Origin of the sequence: Tunturibacter gelidoferens (assembly GCF_040358255.1) — a bacterium.
In the GTDB taxonomy this organism is placed as follows: Bacteria; Acidobacteriota; Terriglobia; order Terriglobales; family Acidobacteriaceae; genus Edaphobacter; species Edaphobacter gelidiferens.
Genome location: NZ_CP132938.1, coordinates 2845337 through 2862115 on the forward strand (window position 1 = coordinate 2845337; position 16779 = coordinate 2862115).

Consider the following 16779-nt stretch of genomic DNA (forward strand, 5'->3'; position numbering starts at 1 on the left):
GAAAAACCGGAGACCGCACAATGTAGCAGCGGGTCTCCGGCCTTAGATTTCAACAGCTTCAGGCTTAGGCAGTCGTTGGCGCGCAGTAAGTATCGAACGCGCGCTGAAGCTCCTGGGCAATGGCCGGCGCGGTGGAGGTCTCGATCGCCGAACGCTGCATCAGGTAGACGAGCTGGCCGTCGCGCAGAATCGCAATCGCCGGCGACGTCGGAGGATGTCCGCCGAAGTAGCTGCGCGCCTTCTCGGTTGCTTCGCGGTCCTGGCCTGCGAACACCGTGACGGAATGATCGGGCTTCGCGCTATGCTGCATCGCCAGACGAACTCCCGGACGCATCTTGCCGGCTGCACAACCGCAGATGGAGTTCACCACCACCATCGTTGTTCCCGGCTTTGCAACTGCTGCATCCACCTCGGCCGCACTGCGGGCCTCCGTCAACCCAGCGCGCGTCAGCTCCTCGCGCATCGGAATCACCATAATCTCTGGATACATAACACTCTCCCTTTAACCCTTTTGCTCGCGGGTAAAAGCCGCGCTTGTTTCGATTCTACGTTCTACTTACGAGCCTTGCACCCCACCCCCGGCAAAAAGTACGCAAAGTATTCGAAACAAAACAGATAGCTCTGGACTTCGAGTGGACCTTTTCACCTGGGAAGGAGCTAGCGCCAAAGCGAACCACCATTTGAAGGTATCAGGTGTGTCAAATCCCAGTAGCCGGGCGATGTTGTACTCTCAAGCGGTGCTGCGTCCCATGATCGACCTCCGCGAGTTCGTTCCGCTTGCCCCCTACACCACGCTTCAGATAGGGGGTCCGGCCCGCTTCTTTATAGAGGCGGCGAGTGAGGATGAGGTGGTGGAGGCAACCTCCTTCGCGCGGGATCGAGGTATGCCGCTGTTCGTTCTGGGCGGCGGAAGCAATGTGCTGATAAGCGATGCTGGATTTGACGGCGTGGTGATGCGGGTTGGCGTACCGATCACCAGACGGGAGCTGCACGAAGGCGAGAGCGTTCTTCTCGAAGCCGGCGCAGGCGAGAGCTGGGACGATGTTGTGCTCTACGCCGTCGATCGCGGGTATGCCGGCATCGAGTGCCTGGCGGGCATTCCCGGCGATGTCGGCGGCACTCCGGTCCAGAACGTCGGCGCGTACGGGCAGGAGGTTGCCGAAACCATCGTCAAGGTTCGTGCCTACGATCTCAAGAGCCAAAACTTTGTGGATCTGGATCACACAGCCTGCCGCTTCGGCTACCGGCGCAGCCTCTTCAACACGGAGCAGCGCGGCCGATACATCGTAACGGCTGTGACCTATAGATTGCGGCCCGGGGGAGACGCCGCGCTGCGGTATGCCGATCTCTCGCGATACTTCGCGGCCACGCTCGAAGCAGGGGAAAGGCCCACGCTTCGCCAGGTTTACGATGCAGTCCGTTCGATCCGCGAGCAGAAGGGAATGCTGGTGGGACAGGGGGGAGCGGATGGGAGAAGCGCCGGCTCGTTCTTCAAGAACCCCGTGGTTCCCTCTGCCGTTGTTTCGCAGGTCGCTCTCGGCGCCGGTTGCAGGCCCGATGAGGTTCCGCAGTATCCGGCGGGTGATGGCATGGTGAAGCTACCTGCGGCGTGGCTCGTGGAGCGGGCCGGGTTTCACAAAGGCTTTGCCATGGGACGGGCAGCAATCTCCTCCCGCCATACCCTCGCTCTGGTGAACCTGGGCGGCGCGAAGGCTGCCGAACTGATTGCACTTCGCGACGCTGTGGTCGAGGGTGTAGAGCGGAGATTTGGTGTTCACCTTGAACAGGAGCCGGTGCAGCCCGGCGAGTGATTACGGCTCGCGAAGCTGCCCGATTAACCGCCGACGTTCCTCCGCCAGCACGTCCGCCGCCGGCCCCTGTTTCACAATCTCTCCCTCCGCGATCCTGATCACCTCAGCTCCAAGCTGAAACGCCTCCCCAACGTCGTGTGTCACCGAAAGCACCGGCGTCTTCCACCGCCCCAGGCACTCCCGCAATCCGTCGACAAGTCCATCTCGCATCGCGTAGTCCAGTCCAGAGAATGGCTCATCGAGCAACAACAACGCTGCTCCGGCTCCTTCGTAAGTGATCGCAGAGATTGCTGCGCGTGCGACCGAGACTCTCTGCTTCTCCCCTCCACTCAGATCATGTGGCTTTCGATTCACCAGCTCCCCCAAGCCGAATAAACTGATGACTTCGTCAACAACCTTACTGGCGTCGTCAGGTTTATCTCTCCATCCAATGCCATAAATCGCATTCGACCGCACGGTCAGATTGGGGAAGAGCCGGGCCGTCTGCCCTGCGCTCCTCACCGGTCGAAGGTATGGCGGAACAAACACACCCGAGGCCCGATCCACCAACACACGGTCTCCTCGCACAATCGATCCCGCATCCGGCCGCACAAAGCCGGCGATGGCCCTCAGCAGGGTCGTCTTGCCGCTCCCGGACGGCCCAAACAGCACCGTCCACGGTTTGATCAACGCGAACCTGATATTCAGCGAGACGGTTCCGACCCGATGTTCCATACTCATCGTCAGCACTCGCTCCGGCGATTCACCCGGCAGACTATCGGACAATGTCAGCCTGCCTTCCGTCCACCTTCCGCATCGAGGGCAGAAGATAGATTGTCAGCAGCGCCACCGTCGCAAACCCGATCAACACCAGCGCCGTCCGATTCGCAGCCGCATAGTTTCCGTCCTGCACGAGATCGTAGAGCGAAATCGACAACGTCCGCGTCGCCCCAGGGATATTGCCGCCAAGCATCAGCACCACGCCGAACTCGCCCACCGTGTGCGTGAATGTCAGTACTGCGCTCGTCAGCAGGGAAGCGCGCGCCATCGGCAGCACCACCGTCGTGAACACCTTGGTCGGCTTCGCACCCAGCCCCGCCGCCGCCTCGACGAATCCTCGATCCACTGCCTGAAACCCTGCCACCAACGGCTGCACTGCAAACGGCAGACTGTAGAGAATCGACCCCACCAGCAGGCCGCCAAAGCTGAACGCCAAAGGATGCCCAAAGACTCGCATCAAGAGCCTTCCAGGCGCGGTCAGCGGACCCATCGCGATCAACAGATAGAACCCAAGCACAGTCGGAGGCAACACCAACGGCAGAGCCACTATCGACTGCACGAAAGCACGCCCAGCCCCATGTCCTGACGCGATCCACCACGCCAGCGGCAACGCTACCACCAGCAGAATCGCCGTCGTCCCGACTGCCAGCCGCAACGTCAACCAGAGCGCCTCAAAATCCATACAGCGCCAGTCTATGACACTCGAGTCTGCACACTCGAATGCTGTCGACGACCCTTCACCGTTCGTCTCGACGGCTAACCCGCGCTGAACCGCTTACTTCACCGCACCCAAGCCCGACTTGCTCAAACTCCCCTGAACCTCCGAAGACAACATCCAGTCCAGAAAAGCATGTGCCTCTGCCTTTCGGTCCGACTTTGTCATGATCACCGCGCACTGTCGTATCGCCGGGTACTGCGAGGTCGGCATCAGCACGTAGGTCCCGATCTCCTTGAAGTGTTCGGTACTAGCCGCCGTCAACGATATCAACCCCAACTGCGCATTGCCGGACTCCACAAACTGCGCCGTCTGCGAGATATTGTCTCCCACCACAAAGTGCGGGGCTAACTTGTCGTAGAGCTTCATATTTCGCAGCGCCGCGGCCGCCGCGCGCCCATAGGGCGCATGCAACTCGTTCGCGATGGCGATTGTCTTCACTCGCGGATCAGACAGCGTCTCCAGACTAAGCGGCAGCAGGCCGGAGTCTTTCCGGGTCCACAACACCAGCGTGCCCTTCGCGTAAGCCGTTGGTTCGCCCCCATCTGCCAGCCCGGCAATCACAACCTTCTCTGGAAACACATAATCCGCCGCCAGAAAGATATCAAACGGAGCGCCATTCAAAATCTGTGTCACCAGCGTCGACGACGACCCAAAGCTAACCACCAGCTTCACGCCCGTCCCCTTTTCGTACTCCTGCGCCAGCACAGGCATCACCGGCTGCAGATCCGCCGCCGCCGCCACCCGTAGCTCCTTCTGTCCCCAGGCATGCTGACCGCCCAAAACCACGCCCAGACACACAACAAGGCACACCAAGGCCGCAGACGCACTTCGACCTTTACGATAGGCTAGTAGCAACCATGAAAGTAGCAACACATCACCTTAGATGCACCGAATGCACGACCGTCATCAGTAAGGATGAGGTCAGCAGCAACTTTCGCTGCCCGCTCTGCAACGGTCTCTATGAAGTGGTCTACTCGTGGACCAACGCCGCAGCCGGTCCCGACAGCAGACTTCCTAATCCCAGCGCCCTCCGCTGGCTCTGGCAGGAGCGCCGGTCGTCTACCATGCCCGTCGACCAATCCGGCGTCTGGCGCTTCCGCGACCTGCTGCCCATTGTCGACGACCTCGAAAAAGTCATTACCCTTCGCGAGGGCAACACGCCTCTCTACGATCTCCCCCGCTGCGCCAAAGCCGCCGGAATCGACTGGCTCCTCGCCAAGCACCAGGGCATGAATCCTACCGGCTCCTTCAAGGACACCGGCATGACCGCGGCCCTCTCCGTCGCCTCCCAACGTGGCTTCGAGTGGGTAGCCTGCGCCTCCACTGGCAACACCTCCGCAGCCATGGCTGCCTATGCCGCCCGCGCTGGCCTCCGCAGCATCGTCTTTATCCCCGAGGGCAAGATCGCCTGGGGCAAGCTCTCGCAGTCGATGGACTACGGCGCTCTTACGATCCAGCTCAAGACTGACTTCGACGGCTGCGTCAAAATTCTCGGCGAACTCGTAAAACAGTTCCCCATCTACCTTCTCAACTCCGTCAACCCGTACCGCCTCGAAGGCCAGAAGACGCCCGCCTTCGAACTCGTCGAACAGATGGAGTGGCAGGTTCCCGAGCACGTCATCGTTCCCGGCGGCAATCTCGCCAACTCTTCAGCCCTGGCCAAAGGCTTCGCCGAGATGCGCGAGCTTGGTCTCATCCCGCGCACTCCCAAGATCAGCATCATTCAGGCCGAAGGCGCCAACCCGCTCTACCGCAGCCTGCAGGAGAACGGCGGCGAAAGCCTTACGCCGGTCGTTGCCAACACCCGCGCCACCGCCATTCGCATCGGCAACCCAGCCTCCTGGCGTAAGGCCGTCAACGCCCTCCGGACCACCGGCGGCTGGTGCGACCAGGTCAGCGAGCAGGAGATCGCCCTCGCCAAGGCCGAGATCGGGGCCGAAGGCGTAGGCTGCGAACCCGCCTCGGCTGTTACCCTCGCCGGCCTCAAAAAGCTCGTAGCCCAGGGAAAGATTTCCACAGAGGAGCGAGTCGTCCTTATCCTCACCGGCCATACCCTCAAAGACTCCGCTTATACCATCGACTATCACCGTAACGAATTGTTCTCAGATGCTGAAAAAGCTCAGCTTAGCCCCGGGGAACAACTCCAGCATGCGGCTCTGCGCAAGCCCCCTATCGTCCTCGACGCCGACCCCAGTCTGGTTCTCCGTACCCTCGAATCCCACATGCATCAGCCTCAACCAGCATGAGTCAAAGCACTGCAAAAAGCCCAGCCAAACCTTACCACCTCCGTTTGCCTGCTACCTCGGCTAATCTGGGGCCCGGGTTTGACGCCCTTGGCCTGGCCATGGCTCTTTACCTCACCATAGACGCCACAGTTGCCGACGCCTTCCAAATCGATGCCACCGGTCGCGACGCCGACCAGTGCGCCAAGCTCGAAGACAATCTCATCTTCACGACCTACATCGACGTTCTGGCCAACGCCGCAATCAGGGCTCCCCGCCTTCACCTCCAGCTCCACAACGAGATCCCCCTCGGAATGGGGTGCGGTTCGAGTGCCTCCGCGCTGCTGGCCGGTGTCTTCCTGGCAAATCACTTTGGCAACCTCGGCTGGTCAGGACAACAAATCCTTGAAGAGGCCTGCCTTCGCGAAGGCCATCCCGATAACGTAGCCGCGTGCTATCTGGGTGGAATGACCGCATCCGCAATGAGTGAAAACTCAGTAACAACAGCGAGTTGTGGAGAAAATATAACCTGGGGGTTGAATCTGGCGCTGCCCTCCCACAGCCTCGCCACAAAGAAAGCCCGAGCCCTGCTCCCTGCCACCTACTCCAGGGAAGATGTAGTGGCCAACATTCAATCAACCGCTCTGCTTGTGGCCGCCTTCGCCCAGGGACGCGGCGATCTCCTCCGTACCGCCATGAAGGACCGCATCCACCAACCCTACCGGATGAAGGCCTGCCCTCTGCTCCCGCTGTTGCTGCCCCTGGCCAGCCATCCGGCGATCCTCGGCGTCGCTCTCAGTGGCGCCGGCCCGTCTGTTCTGATCATCACCCAGGAGGCAAGACCCTCGGTCCTTCCAGACATCATCCGCCAGGCTGCTGGCGACCGATCACTTGAAGTTATTCAGACCACGATCTCTACGAGAGCACTTGAAGCCTGACACCCATCCCTCTCTCGCAAAAGGAATTACAATACGCAAGTAACATATCAGTAATGATCATTTTGTTACCTAAGAGTTCTTTACGAATCGCAAAAAGCCTCGTATTTTAGCCGAGTGGGCAGTTCTGGGGAGGGCTGCTACGCCGCCCGTTGACCTCTTTACAGAGGTCCGGGCGTTTACTCTTTAAGTGGTATTTCGCTCGCTGAAACTCCCGGTTCAAAATTGCATCTACTATAGAGAAGACTGCGCCGCACCGGATGGGTGTAAAAGTGCAGAGCATTCTGGAGGAAGATAAATGGCTGGACAGTTCATCACCGAAGTAAATGATGCAACTTTTGAAAAAGATGTTCTACAGTCGACCGAGCCCGTTCTCGTCGATTTTTGGGCTGCCTGGTGCGGCCCCTGCCGCGCTCTCGCTCCGGTCGTCGACGAGGTTGCCACTCACTATCAGGGCAAGCTCAAAGTCATGAAGATGGACGTCGACTCCAACACTGCGACCCCGATGCGCTATGGCATCCGAGGGATCCCCGCCCTGCTCATCTTCAAGGATGGCAAGGTCGCCGAGCAGATCGTTGGCTTCGTCCCCAAGGACACCATCGACAAGTCCGTGAATAAGGTTCTGGCGTAAGTTTCAAGCGACGCCAAGGGACGGCCCGTTGAGTTCAGCTCGCGGGCCGTTTCGTTTGCCTGGAAAGTGGACAGGCTTGCTACGCGAGGCAGTCACTTTATGACTTGTATGCCCTTCGCTCGGCGCTGCTGTTGGTCTCGACAAGAGATTTTCCGCCGACCATCGGGAGGCCCAGGGCGAAGCCGGTATACACCCCACGAAGTGGGATAAACTCAAGCCTTAATGCTCGAGTGGATGCTCTTCCGCATAATCATGGTGGCCTTTTTCATTCTGGCCAGCAGCTTCTTCGTGGCTGCGGAGTTTGCCCTGGTCAGCGTCCGCGAGACTCGCGTCCAGCAGCTCATCGCCCTCGGCCGTCCCGGTGCCCGCACCGTCCTCAAACTCAAACACTCCATCGACGAGTTCCTTCCCGCAGTCCAGTTGGGCGTTACCGTCGCAGGTCTAGCCCTGGGATGGATCGGTGAGCCCGCCGTCGCCGAGATTATCCTCAACTTCCTTGGCGGTCCGCTCCATCGCGTGCCACCTCATGCTGTCCTCTACGCCCACACCGCGGCAGTCATCCTTGCTTTTTCGCTGATCACCTACTTCGAGGTCCTCCTCGGCGAACTCGTCCCCAAGTCCCTTGCACTGCAACGCACTGAGCGCATTGCCCTGGCCGTAGCCGGTCCCATGGACGTCTTCATCCGCCTCACCCGGCCCATCGTGAAGCTGATGAACTCCTCCGCGGCGCTCGTCCTCCGGCTCTTTCGCGCCCCCCTGCGCGGCGAAGGCGCAGTCCACTCGCCCGAGGAACTAAAACTCATCGCCACCGCCACCCGCCGCATGGGTCTGCTCCCCGTCTTTCAGGAGGAGATCATCCATCGCGCCATCGAGCTCAACCACGTCACCGTCCGCGAGATCATGACCCCTCGCGGCAGTATCTTCTCTCTCTCCGCTGACCTGCCGCTCCAGCAGGCCTCCGCCCGTATCGTTGAGGAGCAGCACTCCCGCGTCCCCGTCTACGACCCAGCCAGCGGCCCCGAGCACATCATCGGCATCGTCTACTCCAAGGACATCTCGCGCCTGATGCACTTCCGCACCGTCGCGCTCTCACTCGGCGGCAAAGGCGAGTCAGCCCTCACCCTTCGCCAGGTCATGCGCGAGCTCACCGTTGTCCCCGAGACCAAGCTTGCCATCGAGCTCCTCCAAGAGTTCCAGGAGCGCCGCCGCCACATCGCCATCGTCGTCGACGAGTTCGGCTCAACCGTCGGCCTCGTCACCGCCGAAGACGTCCTCGAGCAGATCGTCGGCGAACTCGAAGACGAATTCGATATCAGCAAATCTCCTCTCCTCAGCACCACCGGAGCCATGTTGCTTGATGGCAGCACCACGCTTCGCGATCTCGGCAACCAACTCCACTGGACCTTCCCGCGCGAGCCCGGTGTTGAAACTCTTGCCGGCTTCCTCCTCGCCAACCTTGGCCACATTCCCAGCGTCGGCGAAAGTGTCGAGCATGGCGCCCGTCGCTACGAAGTCGCCGAGATGGCCGGCCGCCGTATCAGCCGTGTCATCGTAGAGGACATTGCTCCCCCGCCCAACCAGATCCAGGACGAAGCCGACAGCAGGGAAGCCATCCAGTGACCCTGAATCGCGCGGCCATCTGGCGACCACTCCGCCGTATCCTCCTCACTCTGCCGGTCCTCTGGGTCGTGGTCTCGGTGGTCTTCCTCCTCATCCACCTTGTCCCCGGCGACCCCATCGTCCAGATGCTCGGCGAAGGTGCCACCGCCTCCGACATCGACGCCCTTCGCCACTCCTACGGCCTCGACGCCCCGCTCACCCAGCAGTATGCCCACTACTGGCACGGCATCCTCCACGCCGATCTCGGGCAGTCCCTCCGCCTCCATGACTCGGTCGTCCACCTCGTTCTACAGCGCTACCCCTACACCTTGGCTCTCACCGCCGCGGCGTTGCTCATCGGCATCGCACTCTCCATCCCCGCCGGCATTGCCTCTGCCCTCCATCGCAACCGCTGGCAGGACCGCACCCTCGGCGTCGTCTCCCTCGTCGGCCTCTCCTTCCCGAACTTCGCCCTCGGCCCCATCCTGATCCTGGTCTTCTCCATCCAGTTCGGCTGGCTTCCCGTCTCCGGAGCAGGCACAGGCGACGCCACCAGTTTCATCCTCCATCTCATCCTTCCCGCGATCACATTAGGCCTCAGTCTCGCCGCCATCCTCACCCGCATGGTTCGCACCGCCATGCTCGAAGAGCTGAGCCAGGACTACATCCGCACCGCCCGCGCCAAAGGCCTCACCCAGAACGCCGTCGTCTACCGCCATGCCCTGCGCAACGCCCTCATCCCTGTTCTGACCGTCATCGGCCTCCAATTTGGCAGCCTTCTTGCGGGTGCGATCGTAACCGAAACAATCTTCAGCTGGCCCGGGATCGGCCGCCTCACCCTCTCCGCCATCTCCAACCGCGACTACGCCTTAGTCCAGGGCTGCATCCTCGCCGTCGGGCTAACTTATGTTGTAGTGAATCTCCTCACTGACATCGCCTACACTATAGCCAACCCGCGCATGCGCGCCCAGTAGCCGCGCCCAGAGAAGGAAGCATGAGACCCAGCCCCCTCGTTCGCTGCACCACTGCCGTTCTGATGACCGTCTTCGTCTCCATCGCCGCTTCGGCGCAGGCCAAATCCGCCGGCTCCGAGCCAGTTCCCCCCATGTTTCGACCCAAGCCCCCGGCCGTTGAGCCAACCATGCCGCCCGCCCACCCCTTTCACGACACCCGCTACGGAGTCACCTTCACCGTCCCCGCGGCCTGGGAGCTCAATCGCAAAGACTCCGAGGTCAGCACCTTCAACCTCGACGCCCGATCCATCGCCCACACCACCCAGATGCGCGCCGTCGCCAGCATCGGCTTCAACCCGCACCCCAACTCCACTTTCAGCGGAGCCTTCTTCTACTTCAGCGTCACCCCACACCTCAGCTCCGCCGAGTGCAGCGCGCAGGCCACCGTGCGCGATCCTCACACCGCCTCCAGCGCCGAGATCGGCGGCATACCGTTCACCCACGGCTACGACGAGCACGGCGGCATCTGCACCGAATCCCGCGACGAGATCTACACCACCGCCCACAACAACGCCTGCTATCGCTTCGACGCCGTCATCAACACCTTCTGCGGCGGCGACGTCAGCGGCGTACAGGACATCTCCCCCCGCGAACTCGACGCCGTCCGCCATCGCATGCAGAAGATCCTCGACTCCGTCCACTTCGACACCAACTAAAGATTTGGCAAAAGTAGCCGGAGGGCGACGCCGTTCCCGGAAGACGCTAAACTGTCCGTGGACAAGGCTTGACCCGAGGACTCCGCGATGAAGAAGAATCTGCCCACTACTCCTGACCGCCGCACCTTTCTTAAAACCGGAGGCGTCGCCGCCGCAGCCCTCCTCACCAAAGGCGCGATCGCCGCGCAGACTCCGCACACCCTGCCGCCTCTGCCGGTCAACGAGCGCACCCGCACCGCGATGCCCACACGCAACCTCGGCAAGACCGGCTACAAGGTAGGCATCTTCTCGCTTGGCGGCCAGGCTGCCTTGGAGAAGCACGACAACTTCGCCGTCGCAGTCCCCATCATCGAGCGCGCGCTCGAACTCGGCGTCAACTACATCGACACCTCCTCCATCTATGGCGGCCCCGAGCGATGGAGCGAGCAGTACGTCGGCCGCGTCATGAAGACCCGCCGCAACGAAGCCTTCCTCGCCACCAAGACCAAAGAACGCACCCGCGACGGCTCCCTCCGCATGATCGAGAAGTCCCTCCAACTCCTCAACACCGATCACGTCGACCTCTGGCAGCTCCACGACGTCGGCCTGCCCGAAGACGTTGACGCCATCTTCGCCAAAGGCGGAGCCATGGAAGCCCTCCTCGAGATGCAGGACCAGAAGGTCGTCCGCTACCTCGGCGTCACCGGTCACTACCGCCCCGAAGCCCTTATCGACGCCGTCAACCGTCACAACTTCGACACCATTCTCATGGCGATGAACGCCGCCGACACCCACATCCACAGCTTCACCGACAAGCTCCTCCCGCTCGTCGTCGAAAAGCAGATGGGCATCATCGGCATGAAGGTCCCCTCGCGCGGCCGTCTCCTCGCCTCCTGGACGCCTCCGTCGCTCGACGCCCAGCGCCACTCATGGGAAGGCTCCGCCATCGCGCACCGCCCCGGCGTCATGACCATGAAGGACGCGATGAACTTCACTCTCACGCAGCCCGTCAGCACAGTCATCATCGGCTGCGACAACATCGCGCAGCTCGAAGAAAACGTAAAGATCGCCCAGACCTTCACGCCCCTCTCAAACTCCCAGATGGCCGCCCTCAACGAACTAGCCGCCCCCGTAGCCGAGCAATCTCTCTTCTTCCGCTTCACCGACCGCAGCAAAGGCTGATGCTCAACAGAGACTTCAAAGAGTGACTTTTCCGGTCCACCATCGACCGGAAAAGTCACTCGTGTCTCGTTAGGGATTAGTCAGCGTAAAAGTGTAAAGAGTGCCGCAACCTATATTTATATTTTGTCCGCAGGACTGATTAGGGGCAGAGAGAGCGCCTCCTCGAGCGGTCGCACCCCAGAAGTTCCCATTCGCATCCACGACGAGTCCGCTGGACGGTAGCGACCCGTCGCCCCCGGAACTCGTGAATGCGTGGAGAACTGTCTCGGTTCCATTGAGATCGAGCTTGAACACCACCCCGCATCCGCCGGAGCATATCGACTTGGCGTCATAGCCTCCCGACTGAGTCGCACCATAGATGCTGTTTCCAATCAGGAGTGGAACCCCAACCGGGCTCGCCCCGTCTGGTCCGCCTGTGAAGGTGTACACGACCGAAAACTTTCCAGTTGTATCGTACTTAAACACGAGGCCGCAGCCACCTGTCTCGTTACATGCCACCAGGCTGGGTCCCGCTTTGGCGCAGCCATCTGCTAACGTACATCCTCCCGCTGAGGCGTAGCCATACAAATTGCCCTGTGGGTCACGAACAAGGTTCGTCGGCGTGGCACCATCAGTTGTGCCATTAAAATAGTGAAGCACCGTCAGCTTGCCGCTCGGAGCCAATTTAAACAACACGCCAGAGCCCGAAGTGTCATTCACATTCGCATGGGTACCGCCGAAGGAAGTAGTCCCGTAGAGATTTCCCTGCGCATCTTGAACAAGAGCGGATTGTGGATTAGACCCTTCGTTTCCGCCAGTAGGGAAGGTGTAAAGAACAGTCTCAGAGCCGGCAGAATTGATCCTGAACACCTCCCCGCAGCCGACGCCAGGGTTGCAGCGACCGTTAGTAACGCCATAAAGGTCTCCGGCCGCATCCTGAATCAGGCCACCGCTCGGCCAAAACTCCTGCTCAGTAAACGAATGCAGCACATTGATATTGCCTAGCGTATCCAACTTGTAGACTGTCCCAAAATCGCCGTTCGTCTCTCCGTAAAAATTACCTTCCGCATCACGAATGAGGCCGGAGTCAGGAAAATAGATGCTGGGGTTCTGGCCCGTAAAGTCATGCAAAGTGGTAAACCGGCCATGGCCCCACTTATAAAGAACACCGCAACCAGGCCCGGGAGTGCACTCGCCATAATCGGCGCCACCGTAAACCGTCGTTCCGTACACAAACCCTTGGCTGTCCAGAAAAAGCTCTCCGACCGGCTGAGCTCCATTGAAGGTGCCATTGAACTTAAGAGCGACGGTGTATTTAATCTCCGGCGGCGTCTGACAATAGAGGGATGACGCCGCGAACATAACGACACCGATAACTGTCGCAACTGCGGACGGCAATTTGCGCGGATGCTTGCTCCGAGAACTTGCAGATGATACCCCGTTGATCAACATTTGGCCTCTCCAGTGTTTGAAACGCGTTCAGCTTGCGCTACCTTCTGGGCTGATGTCAAATGCATATTTCTGAATGCTTGATCGCCCACGAACGCAGTCGAAACTCACGTCGACGGCTTCACCGACCGCAGCAAAGGCTGATGTTTTGCTCAAGGGAACCCGCCGCACTTAGCGCGCCGGAGCTGAGGCGATCACTCTTCCGTCGCGAATAGTAAAAAGCACACGCGTGAATGCAAGCGGATCGGTGGCCGGATCGACCGACAACACAGTCAGGTCGCCCGCCATACCGACCGTAATGCGCCCTTCGTGATCGGCCACTCGAAAACGCTGTGCGGGCGCAGTCGTCAACATCCCCAGCACATCCCGGTAAGACAATCCGGCAAGCGCGAGCTGACGATACTCCTCCTTCACGTCATAGTCGGTAAGAAAGCCCGTGTCCGTGCCGAACAGAAGCGGCCCTCCAAGCTGATGAAACCTGAACACAACTGACCGTATCGCCGCGATGTTCGAATCACCGGAAAAAAGCTTGAGCGTCGGAATCATAGCCATATGATGAGCGACCATCTGATGAAGAAGAGCGTCGTCAATCCCTTCAAGTGCCTCTGGGGAATGAGCTAAAACATCCACTCCGCTCTCCATGGCCACGCGAGTCCCCGCAAGATCCGAAGGATGAGCAAAGACAAGCTGGCCGTGCTCGTGACCAGCCGCCGCAGCCGCCGTAGCAATAGCAAGCGGCATAGGGACGATATGTCCGGGAGCTACGATAGAACCGGTAAAGAGCTTCACAATATCCGCACCCGCCGCGATGTTCTTCCGCACATCGGCTGCAGCTTCAGCCGGAGTATCAGGCTGCGGCAGTTGAGCCAGCACCTCCGGCGGCATGTCTTTCACGTAGTAGGGAAGCGCGTGTGGCGGAAAGAGCCCCGCGCCAGCGGTATAAATACGCGGCCCCATCACCTCTCCGGATTCAATGCGACGACGAAGAGCAACGGTGTTATCCGGAATCGAAGCAGTATCGACAACAGTTGTAAAACCGGAAAGAGTGAGCATCTCCCGCAGCTGTTGCGTCAGCTTGTCGGCAGGCTGGCTGGCCGCGCCCACCCACTTCGGCTCCGTGAAATGAACATGGGTATTCCAGAAGCCTGCAAACACAATGCAGTTCGCGCATTGGAGCGCATCAACGCCCTGAGGAACCGGGACATGTTGACCAACCGAGACAATCTTCCCGCCACGTATCAGGATCGTTGTGTCTGCGACTCGCTCTGCAGTGGGTGACGCGTAAACCGTCGCGCCAACAACCGCGAGGTCCTGAGCACGGAGGCTTTGGGATGAAAGAACCAACATAAGGATTGGGAACATTTTGCGCATGCCCAAACTCTACGTAATTCAACCCACCAAAAGTTCCCGCACACTAGCCTCCACCCCATCCTCCACCGTCACAAACCCCACCGTAACCGGCAGCGAAAACCTCCGCGGCCCCGCACTCCCTGGATTGAAATAGATCACCCCATCCTTTGCCTCAACCTTGGCCTTATGCGAGTGCCCACTCACCACCATCGCTACCCCCGCCGCCTTAGGGTTGATATCCAGATCGTGCACTGAGTGCACCATATAAAAAAGTTGCCCACCTAACTCCACCACATCGGTCGCAGGCAGCTCCGCACAAGCCCCGGCCAAATCCACATTTCCACGAATCGCCGTCACCGGAGCAATTTCGCGCAGCGCATCGAGGACCGCAACATCCCCCACATCGCCCGCATGCAGAATATGCTCTACCCCACGCAGCGCAGCCAAAGCCTCCGGCCGCATCAATCCATGCGTATCCGAGATCACCCCAATCAACATATCTGCACTCTCTCGAACGCAAAAATTAGGTCACCTGGACCGAAGGCGGCCTACTCTGCCGCCGCAGTGGAGAGACCCCCGTATCTTGTCGTGGTCATTGAGTCTAAGCCAGCTTCAGACTCTGCAGCGAGGCGTACTCTTTACTCGCCTTCGGATCGTGGCTCCGGTCAGGATCGATCCGCAGCTCAAGCGTAGTAATCCCGCTCAGGCTCTCCGCGTAGTCCTCAATCTCTTCCGTCGAACCACTCGGACTAAACGTCCACTGCTGTCGCACAATCTCCTTCAACTCGGTCCCCGCACCCGCATACAACGCAAACTCCTGCGACCGCTCTGAAGTCTTATCCACAAAGTGCAGCTGCAGCCGCTTGATCGTCAAGGGCTCATCAAAGTGCAGGCGGATCACCTGCGGACCCGTAGTCGCAGCTCTCCATCCCGTCGTTGCCTTCTTGCCCAGCGCCTGTTCAATCGGGAACTTCTCGTCTTCAGAACTGATCTCGACCCGCGCAATCCTCTCCAGATCACGCCACAGATCGCTGATAGGAGTTGCCGTCGTAGTCGAAGGGGAAACGATACTCTTGCGCATTAGTGTTGCCTCACAGTTCCAAGGCCAAGCATATCCGATAACCCAACCCGCCGCTTTTACAGCCCCGTCCCGAGCTGCGTCCGCGGGTCGAGATAATCCCGCAGCGCATCGCCGATAAAGTTGAACGAGAGCACGCAGAGCATCACCGCCATCGCCGGAAAGAACACCAGATGCGGCGAGTCGAACAGATGCGATCGTGCATCATTCAACATCGAACCCCAGCTCGCTGCCGGCGGCGGAACCCCCAGACCCAGAAAGCTCAGAGTAGCCTCCGCCAACACGGCCCCCGCCATGCCAATCGCCGCCTGCACAATCAGCGGCTGCAGGATGTTTGGCAGAATATGCCGCGTCATGATGCGAAGATCCGTCGCCCCCAGCGCCCTTGCTGCCTCCACAAACTCCCGTTCCTTTACCGCCATTACCTGCGCCCGCACCAGCCGCGCATACCCCACCCAACCCGAGATCGCGAGCGCCAGAATCACATTACCCAACCCCGGCCCCATGAATGCAACAAACGCAATCGCCAGCAAGATCCCCGGCAACGCCAGAAAAGCATTTGCCACATAGATATTCACCACCGTATCCGTCCACCCGCCGTAAAACCCAGCCAGCCCACCCGCCACCAACCCAACGGCCAGCGACAACCCCACCACACTCACCGCCACCACCAGCGAGATCCTCGCGCCAAACAGCGTCCTCGAGAGAATGTCCCGCCCCAGCTCATCGGTCCCGAACCAATGTGCCGTCGAAGGCCCCATCAGCCGTCCCGTCAGATCCAACTGAGCCGGATCCCACGGCGCCAGCCACGGAGCAAACACCGCGCACACCGCAAACACCACCAGCAGCGTCACACCCACCGCCGCCAGCGGCTGTCTCCGCATCGCCCCCACCAGCGATCGCCCAGGAGCAACCCCGGCGTTTGCAACAGCAGTCTCCACGCCCTAAATCCTACATGCACAATGTCCTGATAAACATCCAGACTCAACCGCCCGCGACACGCGCAACCTAGGACGCGAACAGATTCGTAAGACTCGTAAGTTTCAGCAGCTCCTGGATGCGGGGCGACAAGTTCTGCAGCTTCAACGTGCAGTACCCTTCGTTGATCGCCGAAACCTTCAAACCTACCAGCGTTCCCAGTCCCAGACTATCCAGAAACGTCACCTCTGCCAGGTCGATCACAATCCTTCCGCCCTGAGGAATCAACGGCTTAACGATCTCCTTCACTTCACCAGCGGTCTGGTTGATCAGGCGTCCATGGCACCGAACCGTCGTTACCTTGACGCCGTTTTCCGTCGAATTTTCTACCGCACAATGAAAAGGGACCTCTGATGTATTCGTCACAATAATCTCCCGGAGAAGCACTACCGAAGCAATGTACCCCTGCGGCCCCTCCAGTATTTGTTAAATTCCGGTTA

The 16779-nt window shown here is 60.0% G+C and carries 18 protein-coding genes; 8 read left to right on the forward strand and 10 right to left on the reverse strand.

All coding sequences use genetic code 11. From position 1 onward, the window contains the following. Positions 1-64: 64 nt before the first annotated feature. On the reverse strand, positions 65-490 hold the full coding sequence (locus tag RBB81_RS12695) for a BrxA/BrxB family bacilliredoxin (protein ID WP_179582382.1): 426 nt from the start codon (positions 488-490) through the stop codon (positions 65-67). A gap of 205 nt (positions 491-695) precedes the next feature. Here RBB81_RS12695 and RBB81_RS12700 point away from each other — a divergent pair, with 205 nt between their 5' ends. Further along, positions 696-1811, forward strand: a complete 1116-nt coding sequence (locus tag RBB81_RS12700) for a UDP-N-acetylmuramate dehydrogenase (RefSeq protein ID WP_353070872.1) — start codon at positions 696-698, stop codon at positions 1809-1811. Here RBB81_RS12700 and RBB81_RS12705 read toward each other — a convergent pair whose 3' ends face one another. The 3 genes from RBB81_RS12705 to modA form a co-directional block, all read right to left on the reverse strand. Continuing rightward, positions 1812-2531, reverse strand: coding sequence for an ATP-binding cassette domain-containing protein (locus tag RBB81_RS12705; RefSeq protein ID WP_183792150.1), 720 nt, complete (start codon positions 2529-2531; stop codon positions 1812-1814). Between the two features lie 34 nt (positions 2532-2565). Further along, positions 2566-3252 (reverse strand): molybdate ABC transporter permease subunit, encoded by a 687-nt coding sequence (gene modB / locus RBB81_RS12710; protein WP_179582386.1) that lies wholly within the window; start codon positions 3250-3252, stop codon positions 2566-2568. A gap of 93 nt (positions 3253-3345) precedes the next feature. Next, positions 3346-4074 (reverse strand): molybdate ABC transporter substrate-binding protein, encoded by a 729-nt coding sequence (gene modA / locus RBB81_RS12715; RefSeq protein ID WP_353073925.1) that lies wholly within the window; start codon positions 4072-4074, stop codon positions 3346-3348. Positions 4075-4145: 71 nt separating this feature from the next. On the opposite strand from modA, the gene thrC reads away from it, so the two are divergent. From thrC to RBB81_RS12750, 7 genes are all read left to right on the forward strand, one after another. Beyond that, a complete protein-coding gene (thrC, locus tag RBB81_RS12720) occupies positions 4146-5534 on the forward strand; it encodes a threonine synthase (RefSeq protein ID WP_353070873.1) in 1389 nt (462 codons plus the stop codon). Beyond that, a complete protein-coding gene (gene thrB, locus RBB81_RS12725; protein WP_353070874.1) occupies positions 5531-6448 on the forward strand; it encodes a homoserine kinase in 918 nt (305 codons plus the stop codon). The genes thrC and thrB overlap by 4 nt, the downstream gene beginning before the upstream one ends. A 295-nt stretch (positions 6449-6743) precedes the next feature. Next, positions 6744-7076: a thioredoxin gene (gene trxA, locus RBB81_RS12730; RefSeq protein ID WP_179582394.1), complete on the forward strand. Its 333-nt coding sequence runs from the start codon at positions 6744-6746 to the stop codon at positions 7074-7076. A gap of 222 nt (positions 7077-7298) precedes the next feature. Continuing rightward, positions 7299-8696, forward strand: coding sequence for a hemolysin family protein (locus tag RBB81_RS12735; protein WP_353070875.1), 1398 nt, complete (start codon positions 7299-7301; stop codon positions 8694-8696). Continuing rightward, positions 8693-9649: an ABC transporter permease gene (locus RBB81_RS12740; RefSeq protein WP_348641555.1), complete on the forward strand. Its 957-nt coding sequence runs from the start codon at positions 8693-8695 to the stop codon at positions 9647-9649. The genes RBB81_RS12735 and RBB81_RS12740 overlap by 4 nt, the downstream gene beginning before the upstream one ends. A 20-nt stretch (positions 9650-9669) precedes the next feature. Further along, positions 9670-10344 (forward strand): hypothetical protein, encoded by a 675-nt coding sequence (locus RBB81_RS12745; protein ID WP_179582398.1) that lies wholly within the window; start codon positions 9670-9672, stop codon positions 10342-10344. 87 nt (positions 10345-10431) lie between these two features. Beyond that, positions 10432-11505, forward strand: a complete 1074-nt coding sequence (locus RBB81_RS12750; protein WP_353070876.1) for an aldo/keto reductase — start codon at positions 10432-10434, stop codon at positions 11503-11505. A gap of 69 nt (positions 11506-11574) precedes the next feature. On the opposite strand, the gene RBB81_RS12755 is transcribed toward RBB81_RS12750, so the two are convergent. From RBB81_RS12755 to RBB81_RS12780, 6 genes are all read right to left on the reverse strand, one after another. Next, positions 11575-12882: a choice-of-anchor tandem repeat GloVer-containing protein gene (locus tag RBB81_RS12755; protein WP_353070877.1), complete on the reverse strand. Its 1308-nt coding sequence runs from the start codon at positions 12880-12882 to the stop codon at positions 11575-11577. 222 nt (positions 12883-13104) lie between these two features. Beyond that, positions 13105-14304, reverse strand: coding sequence for an amidohydrolase family protein (locus RBB81_RS12760; RefSeq protein WP_353070878.1), 1200 nt, complete (start codon positions 14302-14304; stop codon positions 13105-13107). Positions 14305-14322: 18 nt separating this feature from the next. After that, complete coding sequence (locus RBB81_RS12765) at positions 14323-14781, reverse strand: metallophosphoesterase family protein (protein WP_183788789.1); 459 nt, start codon at positions 14779-14781, stop codon at positions 14323-14325. A gap of 103 nt (positions 14782-14884) precedes the next feature. Beyond that, on the reverse strand, positions 14885-15364 hold the full coding sequence (locus RBB81_RS12770) for a hypothetical protein (protein ID WP_179582408.1): 480 nt from the start codon (positions 15362-15364) through the stop codon (positions 14885-14887). 56 nt (positions 15365-15420) lie between these two features. After that, the gene (locus tag RBB81_RS12775) at positions 15421-16245 is read right to left on the reverse strand and encodes an ABC transporter permease (RefSeq protein ID WP_353073926.1); all 825 of its coding nucleotides are present in this window, start codon (positions 16243-16245) and stop codon (positions 15421-15423) included. 124 nt (positions 16246-16369) lie between these two features. Further along, positions 16370-16705 carry an STAS domain-containing protein gene (locus tag RBB81_RS12780; RefSeq protein WP_353070880.1) on the reverse strand — a complete coding sequence of 112 codons (336 nt, stop codon included), beginning with the start codon at positions 16703-16705 and terminating at the stop codon, positions 16370-16372. Positions 16706-16779: the final 74 nt, after the last annotated feature.

Excerpts from the sequence above, each read along its gene's own strand:
- RBB81_RS12695 (WP_179582382.1), bottom strand. The coding sequence starts at position 490 with ATGTATCCAGAGATTATGGTGATTCCGATGCGCGAGGAGCTGACGCGC.
- RBB81_RS12705 (WP_183792150.1), bottom strand. The coding sequence starts at position 2,531 with ATGAGTATGGAACATCGGGTCGGAACCGTCTCGCTGAATATCAGGTTC.
- modB (WP_179582386.1), bottom strand. The coding sequence starts at position 3,252 with ATGGATTTTGAGGCGCTCTGGTTGACGTTGCGGCTGGCAGTCGGGACG.
- thrC (WP_353070873.1), top strand. The coding sequence starts at position 4,146 with ATGAAAGTAGCAACACATCACCTTAGATGCACCGAATGCACGACCGTC.
- thrB (WP_353070874.1), top strand. The coding sequence starts at position 5,531 with ATGAGTCAAAGCACTGCAAAAAGCCCAGCCAAACCTTACCACCTCCGT.
- trxA (WP_179582394.1), top strand. The coding sequence starts at position 6,744 with ATGGCTGGACAGTTCATCACCGAAGTAAATGATGCAACTTTTGAAAAA.
- RBB81_RS12735 (WP_353070875.1), top strand. The coding sequence starts at position 7,299 with ATGCTCGAGTGGATGCTCTTCCGCATAATCATGGTGGCCTTTTTCATT.
- RBB81_RS12745 (WP_179582398.1), top strand. The coding sequence starts at position 9,670 with ATGAGACCCAGCCCCCTCGTTCGCTGCACCACTGCCGTTCTGATGACC.
- RBB81_RS12750 (WP_353070876.1), top strand. The coding sequence starts at position 10,432 with ATGAAGAAGAATCTGCCCACTACTCCTGACCGCCGCACCTTTCTTAAA.
- RBB81_RS12760 (WP_353070878.1), bottom strand. The coding sequence starts at position 14,304 with ATGCGCAAAATGTTCCCAATCCTTATGTTGGTTCTTTCATCCCAAAGC.
- RBB81_RS12765 (WP_183788789.1), bottom strand. The coding sequence starts at position 14,781 with ATGTTGATTGGGGTGATCTCGGATACGCATGGATTGATGCGGCCGGAG.
- RBB81_RS12770 (WP_179582408.1), bottom strand. The coding sequence starts at position 15,364 with ATGCGCAAGAGTATCGTTTCCCCTTCGACTACGACGGCAACTCCTATC.
- RBB81_RS12775 (WP_353073926.1), bottom strand. The coding sequence starts at position 16,245 with ATGCGGAGACAGCCGCTGGCGGCGGTGGGTGTGACGCTGCTGGTGGTG.